The sequence below is a fragment of the Gluconobacter potus genome (assembly GCF_015244705.1).
Classification (GTDB): Bacteria; Pseudomonadota; Alphaproteobacteria; order Acetobacterales; family Acetobacteraceae; genus Gluconobacter; species Gluconobacter potus.
The window spans coordinates 846,236-867,559 of sequence record NZ_JABCQF010000001.1 but is presented as its reverse complement, the minus strand read 5'-3'; the positions used below and the strand labels follow the sequence as shown (position 1 = coordinate 867,559).

At 63.8% G+C, this 21,324-nt stretch carries 23 protein-coding genes; 11 read left to right on the top strand and 12 right to left on the bottom strand.

All coding sequences use genetic code 11. From position 1 onward, the window contains the following. Nucleotides 1-145: 145 nt before the first annotated feature. The 4 genes from HKD31_RS03835 to HKD31_RS03820 all read left to right on the top strand — a co-directional run bounded on the left by HKD31_RS03835 (nucleotide 146) and on the right by HKD31_RS03820 (nucleotide 4,056). The gene (locus tag HKD31_RS03835) at nucleotides 146-1,210 is read left to right on the top strand and encodes a DUF2125 domain-containing protein (protein ID WP_194263559.1); all 1,065 of its coding nucleotides are present in this window, start codon (nucleotides 146-148) and stop codon (nucleotides 1,208-1,210) included. Between the two features lie 219 nt (nucleotides 1,211-1,429). Continuing rightward, nucleotides 1,430-2,857 (top strand): cytochrome ubiquinol oxidase subunit I, encoded by a 1,428-nt coding sequence (locus tag HKD31_RS03830; RefSeq protein ID WP_041110728.1) that lies wholly within the window; start codon nucleotides 1,430-1,432, stop codon nucleotides 2,855-2,857. Nucleotides 2,858-2,862: 5 nt separating this feature from the next. Next, nucleotides 2,863-3,888 (top strand): cytochrome d ubiquinol oxidase subunit II, encoded by a 1,026-nt coding sequence (gene cydB, locus HKD31_RS03825; RefSeq protein WP_194263560.1) that lies wholly within the window; start codon nucleotides 2,863-2,865, stop codon nucleotides 3,886-3,888. A gap of 18 nt (nucleotides 3,889-3,906) precedes the next feature. After that, nucleotides 3,907-4,056 (top strand): DUF2474 domain-containing protein, encoded by a 150-nt coding sequence (locus HKD31_RS03820; RefSeq protein ID WP_098049509.1) that lies wholly within the window; start codon nucleotides 3,907-3,909, stop codon nucleotides 4,054-4,056. Between the two features lie 60 nt (nucleotides 4,057-4,116). Here HKD31_RS03820 and gloB read toward each other — a convergent pair whose 3' ends face one another. Then, entirely contained in the window at nucleotides 4,117-4,833 is a 717-nt protein-coding gene (gloB, locus tag HKD31_RS03815; protein ID WP_194263561.1) for a hydroxyacylglutathione hydrolase, read from the bottom strand. 40 nt (nucleotides 4,834-4,873) lie between these two features. On the opposite strand from gloB, the gene HKD31_RS03810 reads away from it, so the two are divergent. The 3 genes from HKD31_RS03810 (at nucleotide 4,874) to HKD31_RS03800 (ending at nucleotide 7,277) form a co-directional block, all read left to right on the top strand. Next, nucleotides 4,874-5,614 (top strand): methyltransferase, encoded by a 741-nt coding sequence (locus HKD31_RS03810; RefSeq protein ID WP_194263562.1) that lies wholly within the window; start codon nucleotides 4,874-4,876, stop codon nucleotides 5,612-5,614. An 89-nt stretch (nucleotides 5,615-5,703) separates the two neighbouring features. Continuing rightward, the gene (locus HKD31_RS03805; RefSeq protein ID WP_194263563.1) at nucleotides 5,704-6,381 is read left to right on the top strand and encodes a phosphatidylserine decarboxylase; all 678 of its coding nucleotides are present in this window, start codon (nucleotides 5,704-5,706) and stop codon (nucleotides 6,379-6,381) included. Between the two features lie 14 nt (nucleotides 6,382-6,395). Further along, nucleotides 6,396-7,277 carry a CDP-alcohol phosphatidyltransferase family protein gene (locus tag HKD31_RS03800; RefSeq protein WP_194263564.1) on the top strand — a complete coding sequence of 294 codons (882 nt, stop codon included), beginning with the start codon at nucleotides 6,396-6,398 and terminating at the stop codon, nucleotides 7,275-7,277. Nucleotides 7,278-7,349: 72 nt separating this feature from the next. On the opposite strand, the gene HKD31_RS03795 is transcribed toward HKD31_RS03800, so the two are convergent. The 11 genes from HKD31_RS03795 to HKD31_RS03745 form a co-directional block, all read right to left on the bottom strand. After that, nucleotides 7,350-8,285: an ROK family protein gene (locus tag HKD31_RS03795; protein ID WP_194263565.1), complete on the bottom strand. Its 936-nt coding sequence runs from the start codon at nucleotides 8,283-8,285 to the stop codon at nucleotides 7,350-7,352. 165 nt (nucleotides 8,286-8,450) lie between these two features. After that, nucleotides 8,451-8,936, bottom strand: a complete 486-nt coding sequence (locus HKD31_RS03790) for an NADH-quinone oxidoreductase subunit B family protein (RefSeq protein ID WP_194263566.1) — start codon at nucleotides 8,934-8,936, stop codon at nucleotides 8,451-8,453. Beyond that, nucleotides 8,933-10,372 carry an NADH-quinone oxidoreductase subunit D-related protein gene (locus tag HKD31_RS03785; protein ID WP_194264065.1) on the bottom strand — a complete coding sequence of 480 codons (1,440 nt, stop codon included), beginning with the start codon at nucleotides 10,370-10,372 and terminating at the stop codon, nucleotides 8,933-8,935. The genes HKD31_RS03790 and HKD31_RS03785 overlap by 4 nt, the downstream gene beginning before the upstream one ends. Beyond that, on the bottom strand, nucleotides 10,369-11,457 hold the full coding sequence (locus HKD31_RS03780) for a hypothetical protein (RefSeq protein WP_194263567.1): 1,089 nt from the start codon (nucleotides 11,455-11,457) through the stop codon (nucleotides 10,369-10,371). Before HKD31_RS03780 ends, HKD31_RS03785 begins: the two co-directional genes overlap by 4 nt. Then, a complete protein-coding gene (locus HKD31_RS03775) occupies nucleotides 11,457-11,978 on the bottom strand; it encodes a hypothetical protein (RefSeq protein WP_194263568.1) in 522 nt (173 codons plus the stop codon). The genes HKD31_RS03780 and HKD31_RS03775 overlap by 1 nt, the downstream gene beginning before the upstream one ends. Continuing rightward, on the bottom strand, nucleotides 11,975-12,844 hold the full coding sequence (locus HKD31_RS03770) for a hypothetical protein (protein ID WP_194264066.1): 870 nt from the start codon (nucleotides 12,842-12,844) through the stop codon (nucleotides 11,975-11,977). Before HKD31_RS03770 ends, HKD31_RS03775 begins: the two co-directional genes overlap by 4 nt. Further along, the gene (locus HKD31_RS03765; protein WP_194263569.1) at nucleotides 12,844-14,196 is read right to left on the bottom strand and encodes a hypothetical protein; all 1,353 of its coding nucleotides are present in this window, start codon (nucleotides 14,194-14,196) and stop codon (nucleotides 12,844-12,846) included. The genes HKD31_RS03770 and HKD31_RS03765 overlap by 1 nt, the downstream gene beginning before the upstream one ends. 12 nt (nucleotides 14,197-14,208) lie before the next feature. Next, nucleotides 14,209-15,054, bottom strand: coding sequence for an aldo/keto reductase (locus HKD31_RS03760; protein WP_194263570.1), 846 nt, complete (start codon nucleotides 15,052-15,054; stop codon nucleotides 14,209-14,211). A gap of 21 nt (nucleotides 15,055-15,075) precedes the next feature. Further along, nucleotides 15,076-16,200, bottom strand: coding sequence for a Rieske 2Fe-2S domain-containing protein (locus tag HKD31_RS03755; RefSeq protein WP_194263571.1), 1,125 nt, complete (start codon nucleotides 16,198-16,200; stop codon nucleotides 15,076-15,078). 84 nt (nucleotides 16,201-16,284) lie between these two features. Further along, the gene (locus HKD31_RS03750) at nucleotides 16,285-16,728 is read right to left on the bottom strand and encodes a DNA polymerase III subunit chi (RefSeq protein WP_194263572.1); all 444 of its coding nucleotides are present in this window, start codon (nucleotides 16,726-16,728) and stop codon (nucleotides 16,285-16,287) included. A 16-nt stretch (nucleotides 16,729-16,744) separates the two neighbouring features. Further along, nucleotides 16,745-18,217 carry a leucyl aminopeptidase gene (locus HKD31_RS03745; RefSeq protein ID WP_194263573.1) on the bottom strand — a complete coding sequence of 491 codons (1,473 nt, stop codon included), beginning with the start codon at nucleotides 18,215-18,217 and terminating at the stop codon, nucleotides 16,745-16,747. A gap of 103 nt (nucleotides 18,218-18,320) precedes the next feature. On the opposite strand from HKD31_RS03745, the gene HKD31_RS03740 reads away from it, so the two are divergent. From HKD31_RS03740 to HKD31_RS03725, 4 genes are read left to right on the top strand one after another with little or no spacing between them, the layout of a single operon-like run. Next, the gene (locus HKD31_RS03740; protein ID WP_194263574.1) at nucleotides 18,321-18,950 is read left to right on the top strand and encodes a hypothetical protein; all 630 of its coding nucleotides are present in this window, start codon (nucleotides 18,321-18,323) and stop codon (nucleotides 18,948-18,950) included. 50 nt (nucleotides 18,951-19,000) lie between these two features. Then, nucleotides 19,001-19,798, top strand: coding sequence for a 3'(2'),5'-bisphosphate nucleotidase CysQ family protein (locus HKD31_RS03735; protein ID WP_194263575.1), 798 nt, complete (start codon nucleotides 19,001-19,003; stop codon nucleotides 19,796-19,798). Further along, the gene (locus tag HKD31_RS03730; RefSeq protein ID WP_172491758.1) at nucleotides 19,795-20,808 is read left to right on the top strand and encodes an L-threonylcarbamoyladenylate synthase; all 1,014 of its coding nucleotides are present in this window, start codon (nucleotides 19,795-19,797) and stop codon (nucleotides 20,806-20,808) included. Before HKD31_RS03735 ends, HKD31_RS03730 begins: the two co-directional genes overlap by 4 nt. Before the next feature lie 2 nt (nucleotides 20,809-20,810). After that, nucleotides 20,811-21,293: a hypothetical protein gene (locus HKD31_RS03725; RefSeq protein WP_194263576.1), complete on the top strand. Its 483-nt coding sequence runs from the start codon at nucleotides 20,811-20,813 to the stop codon at nucleotides 21,291-21,293. Nucleotides 21,294-21,324: the final 31 nt, after the last annotated feature.

The following is a 21,324-nucleotide window of genomic DNA, read 5'->3' as shown; positions in this document are numbered from 1 at the left end:
TTCAGCGTTTCACACTTCCAGAAGCTCCGCTTAAGATCACACGTTCGTGAGCGCTTTCCAACGTTTTGGAGCTTCTTTCAATGGCTGGGGATAAAACAGATGGGACTTGACCAATCCCGCAGCCACACCTGAAAAGACATGCTCAATGGCTCGTCCATTCTTTACTGTGCGTTACGGCCGATCTGCTCTGGTATTGATTGCCGTCCTCGCAATATCCGCGACGCTGGATACAGTCTTCTGGCTCCACACAATCCACAGGTTGGACGCCACGGCCCGAACCGCCCTCACCGCGGCGCGCGAAAATGGCTGGAGGGTTGAGACGACTCCGCTGCACAAGGGCGGCTGGCCCTTCGGGGCCTGGGTGGAACTCGACCGCCTGAACGGCACACACTCCGCGTCGGCCGCGTCGCCGTATGATGCGGGATGGGCCTGTGAGAAAATCCGTCTGGGCGGATCATGGCTCTCCCTGCTCCAGGCAGGGCTTCCACTCTCCCTGACAGGACATCAGGCCGCCCGCCTTGTCGTGAATGAGAATGTTCTAACCGTGCTGACTTCGGGCCTTCAGATCCGCTTCCGCAATCCGGAAAACCTGGTCTTTTCGGCACCCCGGCTTCAACTGGCCTTCTCGGGCCAATGGCCGAACAGACAGTTCTCCGCACAGACCCTGTCAGGGCGCCTCATCCGTTTTCCCGCTGCCAGCCCGGACGCTACGCGCCTCGGCCTCATCGCGCATGCCGCCACAGTCAACGGCTTTCCGCTGCCCTACGGCCTCTCCAGCGACCTGCGCAACGCACGTCTGGCAATCGCCCTGACAGCATCGCAGTCATCGCAGGGACTTTCGCTGCTCGACCCCACATCCTACGGACGCCTCATCCTTCAGGATGCCTCCGCCACTCCTGTCCCGGCTTCCCCGGACAACCGGATCACCCTGACAGGCGCCCTCGCCCTGCCGGAACAGAACGGCACGCTCACCCTCACCATGACCCACTGGCAGGAACTGGCGTCCCGTCTCCTCGATCGTCCGGAAATAGAGTCGCATCTCGCTCCCGACCTTCAGGCCGCGCTGCAGAAACTGCTGGAGAAAGCATCCGGCATCCCGGCCATGAAGGAGCGCCCCTTTTCGCTCTCCATGCCCGTCGTCAATGGCCAGATCCTCCCGGATGCGCAGGCGGTTTCAGCACTTGTCAGCCAGGGTTTCAGAACCCCCTGAACGCCCGGAAAAATCCCGGATGCCGCATTGATTTTTGTCAAAATCATGTCCGGAGTATCAAACTTTTTCTGGCAAAATACGTTTAGAGGGTTCAAAAGACGGCAACACGCGAAGAGATCACAACTTCGTTACCCTGTTGTGCGTGCGTAAGGCCCCCGGGGAGCCGACATCCTTCCTGCCGGTCTGTGCGTCTCGCCATCTACCCAGAAGGCAATCGACATGTTTGGCTTGTCGGCTCTATTCTTGGCGCGTTTCCAGTTCGCGTTTACAGTCGGGTTTCACATCGTATTCCCGGCATTCTCGATCGGTCTCGCAGCCTATCTCGCAGTCCTCGAAGGCCTGTGGCTCAAAACGGGTCGCAGCGCCTATCTCGACCTTTTCAAATACTGGCTGAAAGTTTTCTCCGTCGTCTTCGGCATGGGCGTGGTCTCCGGCCTCGTCATGTCCTACGAGTTCGGAACCAACTGGTCGTCGTTCTCACAGAAAGCCGGTCCGATCCTCGGCCCGATGCTGGCCTACGAGGTCATGACGGCCTTCTTCCTTGAAGCCGGCTTCCTCGGCGTCATGATGTTCGGCCTCAACCGCGTCGGCAAAGGCCTGCACTTCGCAGCCACCTGCATGGTCTCGATCGGCACGCTGATCTCCATGAGCTGGATCCTGTCATCCAATTCCTGGATGCAGACCCCGCGCGGCTACCGCATCGACGAGGCCACCGGCCGCTTCCTGCCGGTTGACTGGTGGCAGATCGTCTTCAACCCCTCCTTCCCGTACCGCATCGTGCACATGGGCCTCGCAGCCTTCCTGTGCGTGGCGTTCATCGTGGCGGGCGTTGCCGGATGGCATCTGCTCAAGGCCCGCCGTGAAGGCCGTCAGGCGTCCGAACAGGTCCGTCTGATGTTCTCTATGGCCATGTGGATGGCTGCCATCGTCTCCCCGATCCAGGTTCTGGCCGGCGATACGCAGGGCCTGAACACGCTGGAATACCAGCCGGCCAAGATCGCAGCCCTCGAAGGCGACTGGGAGTCCGAAAGCCGCGCGCCCGAGCTTCTGTTCGGTATTCCGGACATGAAGAACGAGACGACGCATTTCAAGATCGCCATCCCCTATCTGGGTTCGCTGATCCTGACGCACAGCCTCGACGGCAAGGTTCCGGGCCTGAAGGACTATCCGAAGGAAGACCGTCCCTACTCCCCGCTGCTGTTCTTCTCCTTCCGCATCATGATCGCGCTCGGCATGCTGATGGTGCTGGTCGGACTGTGGTCGCTGTACCTCCGCTGGAAGGGGAAGCTGTACGATACGCCGCTTCTGCACCGTATCGCACTGTTCATGTCGCCAGCCGGCTTCCTGGCCCTGCTCTGCGGCTGGATCACGACTGAAGTCGGCCGTCAGCCCTTCACGGTCTATGGCCTGCTGCGGACCTCCGACAGCGTCTCCCCGATCGCCCTGCCGAACATCGCGACGTCGATGATCGCTTTCGTCATCGTCTATTTCATCGTGTTCACGGGCGGCATCACCATCCTGCTGCGGACCTTCGCCGAAGAGCCCCATCCGGATCAGCATGGTCCGGCCGAAGATCAGCCCCAGCGCGCTGCGGGCACAACACAGGTCTCCCATCAGCCCCAGCCCGACGCTGGCATGGCGGAGTAAGAACCATGACAGAAACAGCCGGCTTCTGGCTCCCGGTGGTCTGGGCGCTGCTCGCAGCAACCGCCATCTTCCTCTATATCTGCCTCGATGGCTTCGACCTCGGGATCGGCATCCTCTTCCTCAAGGAAAAGGACCACGATCACCGCAACCTCATGGTCAACACCGTCGCCCCTGTCTGGGACGGCAACGAGACCTGGATGATCTTCGGTGGCGCCGCGCTCTACGGCGTCTTCCCCGTGGCTTACGGCACGATCCTTCCGGCGCTCTACCTGCCGGTCCTGTTCATGCTGCTGGCCCTGATCCTGCGCGGCGTGTCCTTCGAGTTCCGCTTCAAGTCGGAATCGCCCATGAGCCAGTTTTTCTGGGACACGGCCTTCTGCGGCGGCTCCTTCGTGGCGGCATTCATGCAGGGCGTCATCCTCGGAACGCTCGTCCAGGGCATCAAGGTCGAGAACAACGTGTTCGTCGGGTCCAGCTTCGACTGGTTCTCTCCGTTCGCCCTGTTCTGTGGCCTTGCCGTGGTCATCGGTTACGCTCTTCTCGGCGCAACCTGGCTCCTGTGGCGCTGTGAGGGTGAACTGCACGACACGATGCGCAGGATCTCCTTCGCTCTTGCCGGGCTGATGCTGATCACGATCGCCCTGGTCTCCATCTGGACGCCCATGCTGCACACCACCTACATGCAGCACTGGCTCGCCATGCCGCAGTTCGCACTGGTCGCTCCGGTGCCTGTCGCCGTCATCGTGCTGACGGGCGTCCTGTTCATGGGACTGCGCAACCCACGCTCGCACCTGCTGCCGTTCGTCGCAACACTGGGCCTGTTCTTCCTGTGCTTCAGCGGCCTTGGCATCAATGTGTGGCCCTACATCGTACCCCCGACCATCACCATCTGGCAGGCCTCTTCTCCGCCGGAGAGCCAGACCTTCCTGCTGGTCGGTACGATGTTCCTGCTACCGCTGATCCTCTCCTACACGGCCTATTCGTACTACGTGTTCCGCGGAAAGATGTCCGCCGGACATCACTACCACTGAGAACAGGGAACCCGGCTCATGCGCATCGAATACGGACAGCCCGAACAGAAACCGGGTTTCCTGAACTGGATGAAACGTGTGGGCTGGTTCGTGGCGATCTGGGCTGGCGGCGTTGTCGTCGTCGGCCTCGGCGCCGAACTGCTCAAGAAGATCATCTTCGGCTGGTAACGGCCCAACGATCCTTCACAAAAAAGCCCCGTCTCTTTCGAGCGGGGCTTTTTTGTGCCTTCAGAACGTATCCTTTTCCCTGCGCAGCCGCGCAAACGTCACAACATCCGGCGCGAGCAGGAAAGGATTGGTCTTCCGCTCCACCCCGAGCGTCACCGGGAGCGTCGGCCGGCCTGCTTCCAGCAGCCGCTCGACTTCCCCGGCCCGGGCCTTCAAAGCCGCGTTGTCCGGATCGACATGCAGCGCGAAAGCCAGATTGGAGCGGGTATATTCATGCCCCGCGCAGACAAGCGTCTGATCCGGCAGACTGTCATAGCGATGCAGACTGTCGAACAGCTCCTGTGCTGTCCCTTCCAGCAGCCGCCCGCATCCCAGGCTGAACAGCACATCCCCGCAGAACAGCGCCGGAACCTCGGGCACGATATACGACACATGCCCCACCGCATGGCCCGGCGTGGACAGAACCCGGATCTGCGCACTGCCCAGCGAGAAGCTGTCCCCGTCCTCGACGTCGTGATCCAGCCGGGGCAACCATTCCCTTTTCTGCCGCGGTCCATATACCTTCGCGCCATAGCGCTCCCGCAGCGCGTCCGTCCCCGCTGTATGATCGGCGTGATGATGGGTCAGCAGGATCATGTCGAGCCGCCCTTCCCCGATTTCGTCCATGATCGGCCCCGCTTCACCGGGGTCCACAACGGCGCGCTGACCCTCCATCGCGGTCAGCAGCCAGGCATAATTGTCGGAGAGAACCGGAATCGGCTTGATATCGAGTGGCATGACTGTTCCCCTTGGAGTGTCCTGCTGATGAGGTAGCTGCATGCTGACGTCCCTGGCCCGCATCCGTTCCGATGATGCCGCCACTTTCTATGAAAGCCGACAGGGCCAGCGCACGGCGCTGCTTCTCAACGACCGCCTGCAGAGCATCATGCCCCCCATGCGCGGCCGAAGGATCCTCGGAATAGGCTACACAGCCCCCTATCTCCCGGAAAGTGCGGAATTCGCCGTTTCGGGCCGCCTCCTGCACCCGCAGACGCAGCGCAGCACCCGTCCCACCCGAAGCCAGACCCGAAACATCCCCTGGGCGGACTGCATCGTCAGCAGCGGACGCCTGCCCTTCGACGACCTCTCGATGAACGCCGTCCTCGTGGTCCACGGCCTCGAATTCACCCGCTTCGCTCCGGATTTCCTCCGCGCCATCTGGCGCACCCTCAGCGATGACGGGGTCCTGACGCTGGTCGTTCCCAACCGCTCCGGCTACTGGGCCCACACGGACGCCACCCCTTTCGGTCACGGCATCCCCTACAGCAGCGGGCAGCTGACGCGCCTGCTCGATCAGGCCCTGTTCCGGATCGAACACCATTCCTCCGCGCTGATGACCCCACCCGCCGCGCTGTCAGTCACGCATGGCCGCCTGATGGAACGGGCAGGCCGCACACTGCGACTGCCCTGCGGCGGAGTGCATGTCGTCACCGCCCGCAAGAATGTCTATGCGGGAACGCCCCTGATCGACGAAAAACTGTGCGTCCCGTTCCCCCGGCAGGTGGCCGAGCCCGCCTGAAGGCGGCGGAAGCAGAAAACCTGCCCGAAAAACGCCTTCTTTGTGGCGAATTCTTGACCCTCCCGCCGTGTGCCGTAAGAGTGCGTTCCATGTCGCTGATCCAGTCCTTCAAGCTTGTCCTGTCGCCGCCGCATCGCGCCGCGACTCCCTTTCTCCTCGCGGGTTCACTCGTCGGGCTTCTCGGACGGGCCACGCCCTGGCGCCCTACCCGCCTGCTGGGCAACGCGGGCATCGCCTTCACGGCGTTCTGTCTCTACTTCTTCCGCGATCCCAAGCGCGTCCCGCCACCGCGCACGGATCTGGTGCTGGCCTCCGCTGATGGCCGCATCACATCCATCGCGCTCGTCACCCCACCTGCCGCTCTGGAAATGGGCCACACCCCGGTCTGGCGCGTCTCGACGTTCCTGTCCGTGCTGAACGTCCACATCAACCGCATGCCAGCCGCCGGTGAAGTGACGAAGATTGCCTATCACGCCGGCAAGTTCCTCAATGCCAGCCTCGACAAGGCCTCCGAACACAATGAGCGCAACGAACTGCGCCTGACGCTGCCGGACGGTCGCAACATCGGCGTTGTCCAGATCGCCGGGCTGATCGCCCGCCGTATCCTGTGTTTCGTCGAGGAAGGCGACCGCGTGGAAGCCGGCGAGCGTTTCGGCCTGATCCGCTTCGGCTCACGCACGGATGTCTATCTGCCGCCCGGCGTTGAACCCCTGGTTGTGGAAGGGCAGACCATGGTTGGTGGCGAAACTGTCCTGGCGAAGCTCTGAGCCAGACGCCGTTCATGACCACACCGCCAACGGTTGAACCCATCCGCCCCGCCAAAAGACGCCGCATCCGACGCAGGCTCCGACGCATGGGGCGCAATCCCCGCACCCGCGTGCGGGGGCCGTCGTTCAACCGCCTCATCCCCAACATCATGACGATGCTCGGCCTCTGCGCCGGGCTCAGCGGCATGCGTTTCGCGCTCGAACACCAGTTCGAACCCGCGGCCGTGGCGCTGCTGATCGCCGCCTGTATCGACGGCCTGGACGGGCGGATCGCCCGCCTGCTCAAGGGCGCCACCCGCTTCGGCGCGGAATTCGACAGCCTGTCGGACTTCGTCTGCTTCGGCGTGGCACCGTCCTTCGTGCTGCTGATGTGGTCGCTCGAACATGCCGGGCGCTACTCTTTCGTCCCCTGCATCCTGTTCACGGTCTGCATGGCGCTACGTCTCGCCCGCTTCAATGCGAGCCTCGATGACGATGATAAGCCGGAATATTCCTACAGCTTCTTTACGGGCGTTCCCGCCCCTGCCGGAGCCGGGCTGGTGCTGTTCCCGGTCTTCCTGGGCCTTGAGGCCGACCGGCTGCATGCCGGGGGACTGGCCGCCTTTGCCCGCCTGCCCATCGTCTCGGCCGTCTGCCTGATCTTTACAGGCCTGCTTCTGGTCTCGACCCTGCCGGTCTGGTCCTTCAAGAATTTCAAGGTCCCGGCGCGCTACGTCCTGCCCCTGATGCTGGGAACCGGCCTCTACGCCGCCCTTATGGTCGCAGACCCCTGGGGCGCTCTTGCGGGAGCAGGACTGCTCTATATTGCGATCCTGCCCTTCTCCCGCCGCTCCTATCACCGCCTGAAACAGGCGGCGGAAGAAATGTCGGAAACGGTGGAAGAAGAGCCCGCCTGAACCAAAACGAACCAACAAAAAAGGCCGCCCGGTCATCCGGGCGGCCTTTTTCATATCCAGTGCGCGACGGACTTATTCCGTCACGTCCCACAGCCATGCCGCGCCACGCACACCCGAGCTGTCACCATGCTTGTTCCGTACGATCGGCGTCGTGCAGACCGGCGTGATCACATGTTTGGCCAGAAGCGGCGGCACGCGCTCATACAGCGTATGCAGGTTGGACACGCCACCACCGAGGACGATCACATCCGGATCAAGGAAGTTGATGACCATCGCACAGGCCCGTGCGAAACGCTCGGTATAACGGCCCAGCGCCGCAATCGCAGCCTGATCGCCATTGGCAGCCGCCTCCTCGATCCCGGCTGTATTGCGGTGACCCGGCCCCTTCCAATCCACCGCCAGGGCCGGACCGCTCAGATAGCGCTCCATACAGCCCTTGTTGCCACAGAAACATTCGCGTGGAGGCGCGTCCTCTTCCGTCGGCCAGGGCAGAGGCAGATGCCCCCACTCGCCTGCAATGTGATGACGCCCTTCAAGAACACGGCCGTTATTGACGATGCCCGCGCCCATGCCGGTTCCGATAATGACACCGAACACCGTCAGCATGCCCTTGGCCGCACCATCAGCTGCCTCGGACAAGGCAAAGCAGTTCGCATCATTTTCCGTCCGGACCGGACGCGCCAGCGCAGATTCTACATCCTGACCGAAAGGCTGGTTGTTCAGCCAGGTCGCATTGGCGTTCTTAATCAACCCGGTCTCGGGGGAGATTGATCCCGGGATGCCGATGCCCAGCGTGGACGTATGCTGTCCGGCCGAAACGCGGTGGCTCGGCACCGCACCCAGACGACGGTCCACATCCGTCACCAGATCACGAATGGCCAGAACGGCTTCATTATAGATACCGGGATTGGGAATGCGTTCACGCAGGACGAGATCGCCCGAACGGTTCAGAACGGCAATTTCGATCTTCGTGCCACCAAGATCAATTCCAAGGCGATAATCAGCCATCTCTAGCCCTGTGCTCTATACGGTGACCTGAAAGACAGGCGACCGAACCTCATGGAAAACGCATCCAGTGCGTCCGTCTGCTTTAACGCGAAACCGTGTTACGGCAAGCCGTCGGGGGACAAAACTTCGTTGTTTCAGGAAAATTCCCGCGTCCGGACAAACCGTTCAGACCTGCGCCAGTTCCTGCAAAGCCCGCAGAATATCGTCCGGCGACGGCGGACATCCCGCAATCGAACGCCGCACCGGCGTCAGCGCTTGTAACCCACCCAGCGTCGCATAACCGGCCGGAAAAGGCCCGCCATCCACCGCGCAGGCGCCCACAGCAATCAGGCTCCGGCCCGGCGGCATGGCCCGCCACACCCGGTCCACCATTTCAGCACAGACCCGCGTCACGGCCCCCGTCAGCAACAGCCAGTCCGCGTCCGCCGGATCGCTCACACAGACAAAACCCGCCTGCTCCAGCGCGAACGCACTGCCATTGAGGGACTCGATCTCCATGAAGCATCCCTCGCACCCACCGGTCTCAAGGACATACAGTCCGATCGGCCGCTCCCGCCGCGGAACTTCTCCTTCCACAGACGCCCGCCCGCGCGTTGCATCCATGAAAGCGTACAGCAGGCTCAGAGGCCCCGTCCGTTGCACAGTCTTCACAGCGCAATCCCCGCCGGTGAAATCCCGATCGAGCCCAGAGCCGCCGGCACCCGGCTGACGGGATAGCCCCGCAGCATCGCGCCCAGAACCGGCAGAAGCGATACGCCCGGGTCCCGCACATGCAGGCTCTCGATCCGCCCGTCTTTCAAGCGCACCCAGTACCACACGTCTCCGCGCGCGCCCTCGGCCACGCCAATGCCCTCATCCGTCCGGTCCGGCGCCGGCTCGTCGTCTTCCAGACCGATACTCCCCAGGATCCGCTCCAGCAGCTTCAGGGAATCGCGGATTTCCGCAAGCCGCAGCCCTTCACGCGCCCGGGCATCGCCCTGGCTCGATCCTGTCGCCCGCAACGCCTCCAGCCGCATCCCTGCTTCCCGTCGCCGCATGTCCATGCTGCGACCGCTCGCGCGCCCGGTCACGCCCCCCACGGCAAAACGCTCGGCCAGCCGTACATCCAGAACCGCAAACCCGTCCAGACGTGGCGCAAAAACCCGGTGAAGCTCTTCCAGCGCCGCAAGACGCGGCTGCATCGCCGCATGAACGGCCTGAGCCAGCGGCACGATCTCGAGCCCATCCCGAAACCCGTCACAGGCCACCATATCCATCAGACGGCGGGAAACGCCCTGCTCCGCACAGGCCCGCGCGATGGCTTCCCGCGCATGATCGCAATGCGTCGCGAGCAGCTCCGCATCCACGCCCCGCGCCGTCCGGGCCATGTCGAACAGATGAAGCGACATCCGTTCGATCTCCAGCAGCACCATCCAGACATCCCGGATACCAGGCCCCGGAACCAGCCCGCGCGCCTGCGCCACAGCCCGCGCAAAAGCCAGCGGATGCGCCACGAACCCGCCCGCTGTCATCCGCGACACCAGCGGCATGGCCTCTTCCGGCGTCCGTCCCAGCAGGCGCGACACGACCCCGCGATGCGCGCCGCCCGCACAGACCTCCACACTCCGGACCTTCCCCTTCAGAACCTCGAAGGACAGTTCCAGGGGGCCGCTCAGCCCCGTCTGCTCAGGACGCAGCAGATGGCTTCCCGCCAGCGGCCGCAATCCTCCCGCCGCCGGCCCCGGACGGGACGACAGCGGCCAGGTGGACGTCCAGCCACCCTCATCCAGCGCCGGTGCTCCGTTCCCGCGGGCATCCATCGCTTCCACGCCATAGAGGTCATACGCCACGCGCTCACCCCACTCGGCCCCGGCAAAACGCGAGGACGGCGCAAGATAACGCCGCTCTTCCACCGCCGTACTCGCCAGAAGCGGACGATCCCCCTCCAGCAGGAGCACATAGGCACGGGCATCATCCGCCCAGCAGGATATCAGCGGCAGCGTCGCACCCGGCGCAGACAGCATCGCGCTCCACTGTTCAGCATCGAGATGATAATGCGACAGCGCAACCCGCTCGCCGCTGCGGATGATCCGCCCCATCCCCATCATGGTCGCCACCCCGTCACCGGATGCCAGGCCAGAAACAGCGGACCACACAGCCCCCCCAGCAGCAGAACCGCCTGCATCACGGCCACCATGCCCCGCTCTCCCCGCACAAACGCCGGCAGAAGCGTCCTGTGCCGTACCGACCACAGAGCGGGCAGCAGACACACCACCAGCAGAACAAGCTGCCCGGTTTCAAGCGAACGCCCGATCCCGACAAGCGCACAGAACACCGGCCAGGGCGCGGCTCCGGCCGCGATCCCGTCCTCGCCCTCTGCCCCGCGCAGGTCCAGAACCGCAAGCCCGAGCGCCGCAAGCAGCAGCAGGACCAGCGTCGTGCCTTCCCCGGTCGCAGCTGCCAGGGCCCCGAAGGCAGACAGCATCGGCAGGGACATGTTCCGCCCCGAAGACCGCGACGAGACGAGCATGATGATCGTCCCAAACCCCGCGATCAGCATCAGCAGATGAACCAACGGATACGCACTCAGCCGGAACATCAGCATGAGTACCGAAAACCGCAGCCCCGTATCCAGAAGTGCTGCCTCAGGCGCCGGAGCTGGCGATGGTCCAAGCCCCGCCACCATGCACAGCCCAACCGTCAGCAGTACCGCACCAAGCGACGACTGCTGCATCGGCAGAAGCGACGCTCCCAGAAGCCCCAGCACCACACCGCCCAGCCGGCTGCGCGCCATATCCCAGACAACAAGCGCCTTGCGGGGCCCACGCCCTTCGCGCCAGGCCAAAAGAACCGTTCCCGCACCACACAGGACCGTCACGGCAAAAGCCGAGTGAATGTTCAGCGCCAGAAGCGCACAGCCCGTCACCAGAAACGGCAGGATGCGCCCGGTCCGGTCCTGAGCCTGCGGCAAAAGCAGCGGAATGGCCGTCACGATGCACGAACACGCCGCCGCCAGCGCATCCGTTCCCGGCATGAGCCACACAGCCAGCGGCGTAATGAGGAGCCCGGCCACAGCGAAGGTCAGACTGCTGGCAGACTGGCGGTTTTCCGGCGTCAGAAGGAGCAGGAACGCCGCCAGAAGCGGCCAGACCGTTACGGCAAACAGCGTTCCAACAGGAGCAAGCGGATGCATCAGACGTCCTCCACCCTGCGCCACGCCAGACGCGGCAGAAGCGTCACACCGAGCGCCGCCAGAACACCCCACAGGCTCAGCGCCGCCGCAAAAAGCGGCCATGAATGCAGCACGCAGGCCACGACAACCAGCCCGTCCGCGGCACGCAGAAGCCCCGTGAACTGAACCAGCGGCGTCCCCCACGCAGCGCCGCAAAGGCCGGCCAGAACCGCCCCCGCGCCCAGCACCGGCGCGAGACCCAGCCCCGCACCGGACAGCCCGAGCGCGAGCAGCAGCACAAGCGTCCCGACAACCGGCAGAACAGCCGCCCGGTCCGGCGCTTCAGGCGCAAACCGCCGCAGCCAGGCCCAGGCCAGCACATTCAGCCCGACCAGAGCCGCGGACGTCAGCAGCGCCAGCAGCCCCGAACAGACCGTCGCCCCCGCAAAAGCACAGACCGCCCCGTAAAGCGGCAGCCCCCGCCCGTCCTTGCCCAGACCTGCCAGCGCCAGAAGCAGCAGCAATCCAAATCCGACGATCATGTGCCGAACCTCCCCGCCAGAGCCAGAAGAAGCGCCACACCCGCGAACAGCGCCGTCAGCCGGGCACTCCGTTCCTGCGCCATCAGACGCAGCCCGACCGCCACAGCTACGGTCAGTGCCAGCCGTCCACCCAGCGCCAGCAACCCGAGCCACCAGCCCTGCACACCACCCTGCGCCAGCCCCACGCTCACCGGCAGCGCCAGGTCCCCCAGCAGCAGCAGCCAGCCGCAGTTCAGCACATCGGCAATACTACGCGCGGCCTCACGTTCATGCCGGTCCCGCAATCCGGACAGCATCTGCGTCACATCATCCGAACGCAAAGGCGGACAGGCAATTCCAAGCGCCAGCGCACAGGCCGCAAGCGCCCCTTCCAGGCCCGGCTCAGGCTCGATATGCAGCATCGCGCACAGGCCAGACAGACCGTCCGTTCCCGGCGCGGCCAGAGCAATCAGGGCCTCGGTCAGACACAGGAGCAGAACCGCAGGCATCAGCCGCGCCGCCTCACCCTGCACCAGGCCCGGCCCCAGAAATCCGCGCCCCAGCAGCACGACCAGTCCGATAACAAGCGGATCAGCCAGCGACGACAGCCCCGATCCCGTCGTGACCGCTGGCAGACACACAAGCGTCAGCACACCCGCCGTCAGCGCCAGCGCCGGACGCCCGCCCAGCGGAACCTGAAACAGCGATCTCCAGAAACGCACCGCCTGCAACAGACGGAACCGCACTGTCCCGACCGACCGTCCCGCCAGCCAGAACGGCAGACTGTCCAGACACCAGCCCATTACGGGCGCCAGAATGAGAAGCAGCCCCAGTTGAAACAGCGCTTCCAGCACCGACAGCAGGATCAGTCCGATCTCATGCCCCATCACGCCATCACTCCCAGCACCGCCAGAACGAGGCCAAGAAGCACGAGCCAGAGCCCCACCGCGCCCTGACGCAGATCGGGAAGAACAGGAGCCTTTACGCCGCCAAGCGCCCTGAAACGCCGCCGCCCCGCCACAATGACGCAGCGCATTTTCCATCCCAGGGACGGCGCTTCCTCAAACAGACCGTCTCCGACCGAAAGCAGGTTTCCCAGCGCAGGAAGAAGCGTGGAGGCCGTCTGCACGATCCCTCCGACAACCCGCCATGGACGCACCAGCACACACCACAGAACCGCCCCCGTCAGCACGAAAGCCGGCAAGCGCAGAGAGGCGCCATCGCCGCCGCCCATACGCCAGACAGGCCAGACCCACTCCCCACCCACGAAATGCAGGACCGGGCTCACCATTCCGAACACCAGAGCGGGCAGCAGCAGACTTCCAGCCCCCACCAGCAGGACGGAAACGCCCGAAACACGCCCCTGCCACGCACGGAACACCCGCCCCACAACAAGGATATCCGACAGACCAAGCAGGCCGAGCAGCAGGGCAACCGCCACCCCAAGCACGCTCCACCCCTCGACACCCGCCGCCATACCAAGCGCGGCATGAATCCCGAGCCACAGGACAACCAGCCCCGGCAAAGGCGGAAACGGCAGCCGCAACACCGACAGCACCGGAAACACGCGCACCAGTGCGGCCGTCAGAACCAGCAGTGAGAGATCGAGAAGTGTGGCTTCCAGTGCAATCCGGGCACAGACCGCAAGACCTTCCGCCTGCGCCGCCACGACCAGAACCATCAGAAGAACAGGGCGCAAAAGCCCCAGATCTCCCGGACGGCAGGCCCCGAGCACAGACCGGCCCAGCAGCCCGATCACAGCGGCCCCAAGCCCCGCAACGAGTTCTGCTGAAACCGCCGTCGGCGCATGCCAGACCAGCGATACGCCCAGAATACCCATCACGGCGGAAAATGCCCCGCCCTCCTGCCCCCCGTCAGGCCGGCGCACCAGCGCGGACCAGAACAGGACCGGCAGCACTGCCAGCACGACGAATGTCTGGGCAGGAAACAGCACGGACAACAGCAGAGCCGGAACGCTCCAGACTGCCGGACAGGCTTCCCGGTCCTGCGCCGCAATCACGCCCAGCGCAACAGCCTGAACGGCTGGCGACAGGCCCAGCACCGCACCCAGCGCCGCCACACAGAGAACCACGGCTCTCCCAGCCCGCCCCGGCTGCATCGCCTGCACACAGGCAGGAACGACCAGAAACGCCAGGCAGAGAGAAACCGGATCAACGTGGAAAAGGGAGACGAAAATATGCAGGGCGCGTTCCGGACAAGAGGTGGAAACGGACCGCAATCATCACGACCGTCAGATCATGGCGAGAGATACCTTGCGTTTCGGCGGAGGGAAAGCACTGTCCAGCGTTTTGAGATCCGCATCCGTCAGACTGATCTCCAGACTGGCCAGATTTCCGGCAACATGCTTCGGAGACCCGGCCTTCGGAATGGCCATCACATTCGGCCGGCGCAGCACCCAGGCCAGCGCGATCTGAGCCGGATCGGCAGGCCCCTGCGACGTCTCATGCCTCGACGCTACGTCTTTCAGAGCCGGATGTTCCAGAAGCTCCCCGCCCTGCCCGAGCGGCGAATACGCCATCGTGACCATATCGGTGCTCAGATCATGATCCAGAAGATCGAATTCCGTCCCGCGATGCTCAAGATTGTACAGAACCTGATTGACCAGACAGTTTCCGGACAGGCTTTCAATTTCTTCCATGTCATCGACATCGAAGTTCGAAACACCCCAGCCCCGGATCAGCCCGTCATCCTTCAGATCCTCGAACGCGCGGATCGTCTCCTCAAGCGGCGTACCCCCGCGCCAGTGCAGCAGGTACAGGTCAAGCCAGTCCGTATCGAGATGCTTGAGTGAACGGCGGCATGCCTTGTGCACACCATCATACGACGCATTGGACGGCACGACCTTGCTGACAAGATAAACGTCATCGCGCACATCCGCGATGGCTTCCCCCACCAGTTCTTCCGACCGGCCGTTGCCATACATCTCGGCAGTATCAACAACCCGCAGCCCGGCCTCCAGTCCCTGACGCAGGCTTTCGATCTCGTCAGAACGCCGCGCGGCACTGTCGCCGATATTCCAGGTTCCCATGCCCAGCGCGGGAACCCTGACACCATTCCTGAGTGTGACTGTTTTCATGACCGTTTCCTGTCTGTGTCCTCAGACAACGACAGGATCAGCCGGCTGTTCCCTCGAAACTTCAGCCTGCGCCACCGTATCCGTCCCCGGCGCGACACCGTTCTGCGCCAGAAGATCCCGCAATTTCCGCACGATCGGGAAGACCTCGACGTTATGATCGCCCCCGAGTTCACGCCAGGCGTTCTGCTCCAGTTCCATGATTTCCCGGTCTTCTTCAAAGATCCGGTGCGTGAAAATGCCCAATGCAGGCCAGATCATGTCGATCAGGAACGGCGTCTTCGGTCGCAGCACCGACAGCAGACCGAACGTCTGCGTGCTCATCCCGTCCGCCGTGTCAGGGACGTAAACGCTGAACAACTCCATGATCAGATCGCCGTCTTTGTCATGGATTTTCAGGCTCTGATACGGATAGGTCGTGCGGATGCTGACGATCTCCTCGACCGGCTGCTCCCGGTTCGGATCATCATGATGCTTGCCGAAGATCAGGCGTTCCGCCAGCGGCTGCTGGTTTCCCGTCCGCGCAAAGCTGTAGTGCGCCTCGATGAAGTTCTCACCCGCATCCTGCCCCAGAAAACGCGCCCTGATCTGCCCCATCTGGCGACGGTGCAGGAACTGATGGTTCATGTCCATCAGGTTCTCATGCATGAACGTATAGTGGCACTTCACGACCGGGCTGAAACGCCGCGTCTTGAACGCCGGATTGTCCACCTGGGCCAGAGGCGGCAGCGGCACGCTCTCCGCTTTTTCCGCATCACCGGGGAAAATGAAGATCATCCCGCCTGCCTCACGACAGGGATACGTCTTCACACCATTCGGCAGTTTACCCTTGCCCAGATACGGCACATCGATGCACCGCCCGGACCGGCCATAAGCCCAGCCGTGATAGCAGCACTGGACCGCCTCACCGCTGACCTTCCCCAGACTGAGCGGAACCTGACGGTGCGCACAACGGTCTTCGAGCGCAAAGACACTTCCTTCTTCAGGCCGCACCAGTGCAATGGGAAAGCGCCCGAACCGCCGCCCGATCGTCTTGCCGCGCTTGAGATCCTTCGACCAGGCCAGCGGATACCAGAAGTCGGGATTGATATCGACGCGACGAAGATCAGTTTTCAAAGGCGCGGGGGAAGAATTCGTGGGCTCTGGCACAGTCAGGCGTCCTCTCCAGTGGAATGAACGGCACCCCGGTTACGGAGCGTCTTCCATCAAGGGTCTCAGACACAATTTGAAACCTTACCCCGCCTTTTTCCAGCCCCGCTCTTCCTGTTTCCAGTACACGAGATTGTGACCGGAAGATTTCATGGCCACCCAGCGTTGTCTTGCCCGCTGAACGGATTGCGGATTTCCGCCATCGAAAAGATCGAAAATCCGCGTAAAGGGCGAGAACTCATCGCTCCCCGCGCCATCCACGCGGAACAGGAACCGCGCCTCGTTCGGCACGTCCTCACCCTCGGTCAGCCAGATCGGCTGCCGGACCGCATGGCCGCTCTTTGCAGTGCCATGCGGCAGCCAGACCGGGTCCCGGCAGGCCCACAGCGCTGCATCCAGCGCCATGACCGCAGCCGCATCCGGACAGCGCACAACCGCACGCTCCCCCGCATCCAGCGTCCGGCCCAGCAGGGCCGGAAGTGCCTGCTCAAGCGGCGTGCGCGTCAGATGATAGAACCCGACATCCACGGCGTAATTCCGCTCCTCAGGCGCTGGCTTCGTGCGCCTTCACGAAGCAGTCCAGCAGACGCACGCCGAAGCCCGTCGCTCCCTTCGGAGCGATAGCAGACGCCTTGGTCTTCCAGGCCGTCCCTGCGATATCCAGATGCGCCCAGTCCGTGTCGCCCACGAAGCGCTTGAGGAACTCTGCCGCCAGGATCGCACTGCCCGGACGGCCACCGATGTTCTTCATGTCCGCGATATCGGAGTCAATCTGGCGATTATAGGCCTCACCCATCGGCATCCGCCACAGCCCTTCGCCAACCTGCGCCCCGGCCTCGGCCAGCCCCTTGGCCAGCGTATCGCTGTTGCTGAACAGACCGGCATTTTCATAGCCAAGGCTGACCACGATCGCGCCCGTCAGCGTCGCCAGATTGACCATCAGCTTCGGGCTGAAGCGCTTCCGCGTATAGGACAGCACATCCGCCAGAACGAGGCGTCCTTCTGCGTCCGTGTTCAGAACCTCAATCGTCTGACCGTCATAGGCCCGCACGATATCGCCCGGACGCTGGGCCCCACCAGACACCATGTTCTCAACAAGACCAACCACACCGATCGCATTGACCGGAGCCTTGCGACGGGCCAGCGCGCTCATCAGACCAATCACGGTCGCAGCACCACCCATATCGGTCTTCATCTCGTCCATGCCAGCCGCAGGCTTGATGGAAATGCCACCGCTGTCGAAGGTCACGCCCTTGCCGATGAACGCCAGAGGAGCCTCGCTGCCATCACCATTATGACGGACAATCACCGTGCGCGGCTTGTGCACACTGCCCTGGGCCACGCCCAGAAGCGCGCCAAAGCCCAGCTCTGTCATGGCTTTTTCGTCGAGCACTTCAACCGTCAGGCCAAGCTCACGCAGTTCTTCAATGCGCTGCGTAAAGGTCTGAGGATAAAGCACATTCGGCGGCTCGCTCACGAGGTTCCGTGTCAGAATCACACCCTGCGAGACCGCATCCAGAGCCGTCCACCGCGTCTGCGCTGCCGCAACATCGGAAACCGCAACATGCAGCGTCTTCAGAACCGGACGGCTATCGGATTTCTTTGTGCGGTACAGATCGAAATCATAGGATGCCAGACGCGCGCCCAGAGCCGCGTCCGGAGCAAACTGCTCCAGTCCTTCGGAAAAAGCCAGAACAGCGCTTTCAACACCATCCAGCAGACGAACGGCCCGACCGGCCGCGTTCTCGATGGCCACGGCATCAATCGCCGCACCACCCTTGGGTTTCACACCGGCAAGCACGACCTGCGACAGCCCTTCGGCCGGTGCCGGAAGCACCACGCTCTGGCCGGCCTCGCCCTTGAAGCCTTTCAGCGCAACGGCGCGCGAAACGGCCCCGGCGGAAGCCTTGTCCAGCGCGGCAAATGGCTCGCCGGACGCCGCCTCGCACAGCAGGACAACAGCCCTGGGCGCATCCGCAGAAAAGGCTGGAAAGGAATCGAAAATCACTGAAAGCATGATGGCCCTGCCGTCTGGAACATGAAGTCGTTGCCTCCGTTATCGGGAACACCGACCGCCCCGGCAAGTCCTCCCCTCATCCGGCATGAAGAAAGACCGCCCGATGCGCCGTTCCCTCCTGAAGCTTCTGCTCTGCTCCGGCCTCGCCTGCACTGCCCCGCACGCACAGGCCACCTCACGGCTCACCGACATCACGCCTATCCCACTCGGCAACAGCCCCGTCACGCTTCATCCATCGGGCTTCCCGGACGTGACCATCACCCCGCTGTGGCGTGAAAACGGAAACGCATGGAGCTACCATCTTTATACCGTCACCACCCGCGACACAGAGCAGCCCGGCCGCACAAGCCTCATCGATACGGAAAACCCGGACCATGCCGGCCAGCTTCTCGACATGCTGCAGGACAGTCCCCACACCGGCGAAGACGCGGTCCAGACCATCCATTTCGCATCCGCCCGTATAAACGGAACCCCGGCTCTTCTACTGTTCGTGACCACCCGCGACACCGGCACCAATCCAGTCCCGCAGCCCAGTCCGGCACATATCCGCGTGTACCAGCTGACCCAAGGGGACGGAGAACCTGGCAGCACGCCGTTCTATTTCGCGCTTCGCACCACGCTCGCATCTCCGGTCACGACCTGCCACGCGGCCATCGCCCTGAGCGCTGCGACAAAGATCCCGTTTGCCCGGTGGAACGGAGATCAGGCGCCCGTCCCGACCTGCCCGCAATAACGGGCGCATCAGCACATGACGCAAAAGCCATCTTGGAGTAGTCTGGACAAATGACTTCTGCCTCACCCATCACCGTCCCTGCGGACGATGACCGCGCCCTTCTGGCCCTGGCGTTCCGGCTCGCATCCGAAGCCTCGGACATCATCAACGCCATCCGCGAACGCGGCTTCCGGACGGACATCAAGGACGATGCCTCCCCCGTCACGGAAGCGGACCACGCCTCCGAACATCATATCCTATCGGGCCTGCGCGCGGCCTGCCCGTCCATTCCCGCCATCGGCGAGGAAGAAATGTCGGCCGGAATCCGGGTGAACGCGGAAGACGCCTACTGGCTGGTCGATCCCCTCGACGGGACACGCGGCTTTGCCTCGGGCGCAAAGGACTTCACCGTCAATATCGGCCTGGTCCGCCATGACCGTCCGGTTCTGGGCGTGGTTGCCCTGCCAGGTTACGGCCTGATCTACAGCGGCGGACAGGGTCTCGGCGCCCACCGCTCGGACGGCACAAACAGCACGCCGATCCATACCGCCACACCGCCTGCAGAAGGCCTGCGCGTTCTGGCCTCGAGCCATCACGGCAATCCCGAACTTCTGGAGCGCTGGCTCGCCGGACGACAGGTCGCCTCCGTCGAGAAGCTGTCATCCTCGGTCAAGTTCATGCGGGTGGCCGAAGGTGCCGCGGATTTCTATCCCCGTTTCGGCCCCACGATGGAATGGGACACGGCCGCCCCCCAGGCCATTCTGGAAGCCGCAGGCGGCGCCCTGCTCGACGAGACCGGCGCCCCCCTGCGCTATGGCAAGCCGGACCGGCTGAACGGCTCATTCTACTGCACCGGAGGCGCATCTTGAGCGACACGCTTCACACCGAGCGCCTGACAGCCACCCCTGAAGGCATCCGCCGCGCCGCCGAGCTCCTCAAGGCCGGAAAGCTGGTCGCATTCGGAACCGAGACCGTCTACGGCCTTGGCGCCATTGCCTCGTCCGATACCGCTGTCGCAAAGATCTTCGCCGCCAAGGGACGCCCGCGCTTCAACCCGCTCATCAGCCATCTCCCCGATGCTGAAAGCGCCTTCGCGCAGGCATCGCTGAGCGGCAGGATGGAAGACATCGCCCATGCGCTGGCCGAGCGTTTCTGGCCCGGCCCGTTGACGATGGTTCTGCCCCGCTCCCCGAATTCAACCGTCTCCGACCTCGCGGCGGCCGGCCTGTCCACGCTGGCGCTGCGTGTTCCGCGCGGCAAGACGGCCCTGGCCCTGCTCCGCGAAGTCGGTGCCCCCGTCGCCGCGCCGTCTGCGAATGTTTCAGGCACGGTCAGCCCGTCCGATGCGTTTCACGTCCTGCGCTCACTGGATGGACGGATCGACGCGGTTCTGGATTCCGGCCCCTGCTCCATCGGCGTGGAAAGTACGGTTCTCGACCTGACCCGCGAGGTGCCCGTCCTCCTGCGCCCGGGCGGCGTGACCCTCGAAGAATTGACCGCACTTTGCGGCCCGATCCGCCATCCGGACGATTTTTCGGAAATCGCCCCGGCCTCGCCCGGTCGACTGGCCTCGCATTACGCCCCGAGCCTGCCTGTCAGGCTGGACGCGACCTCCATCGCGCCCGACGAAGCCCAGCTTGCCTTCGGTACGCCCCTGCCCGGCGCCGGACTGACATGGAACCTGAGCGAGAGCGGCAATCTTGAAGAAGCGGCAGCCCGCCTCTTCGCCGGACTGCGCTTTCTGGATGCGGAAGGCACCCGTCGCGGCCTGAAAACCATCGCCGCCCAGCCGATCCCCCGCCACGGGCTCGGCCTCGCCATCCGGGACCGTCTTCGCCGCGCCGCTGAACCGCGCACCCATGCCGCGACCCTGACCTGAGCATGGCCCGCGCCCCGGACCCCAGGGAAATCAAGATCCTGTCGGACATTCTGGCGCTGGTGCTGGATGAACAGCCGGGGCATGCGGCGACCGCTCTGGAACGGATCCGCCAGATGGCCCGGCGCGACGGTGTCACGGGCGGCGCGCTGAAAAACCTGTTCACCTCCCGTATCGGAACCATATCCGGCAAAGACGAGACCGAGCGCGAAAAACGTCTCCAGGAGCAGATCTCCGGGCTTGAGCGCCGCCTCGGCCAGAGCGAGTCCGACACCCGCACGGCACAGACGCGCCTGGGACGCTGCCAGACGGATCTGGGGCTGATCCAGCTGGAACTGGCAACCCTGCGCATGCAGAGACCCTGGCGCTACATCGCCATCGTCTTCGCCGCCGGTGCGGGTCTTCTGGTCGGCATTGCCGGAACACAATTCTATCACAGCCTCTCCGTCACAAGGGCGCCCATCGACCGGGCCTCCTATCTGCGATAGAAACTGTTTCGTTTTTTCGCCTTCCTCCCGC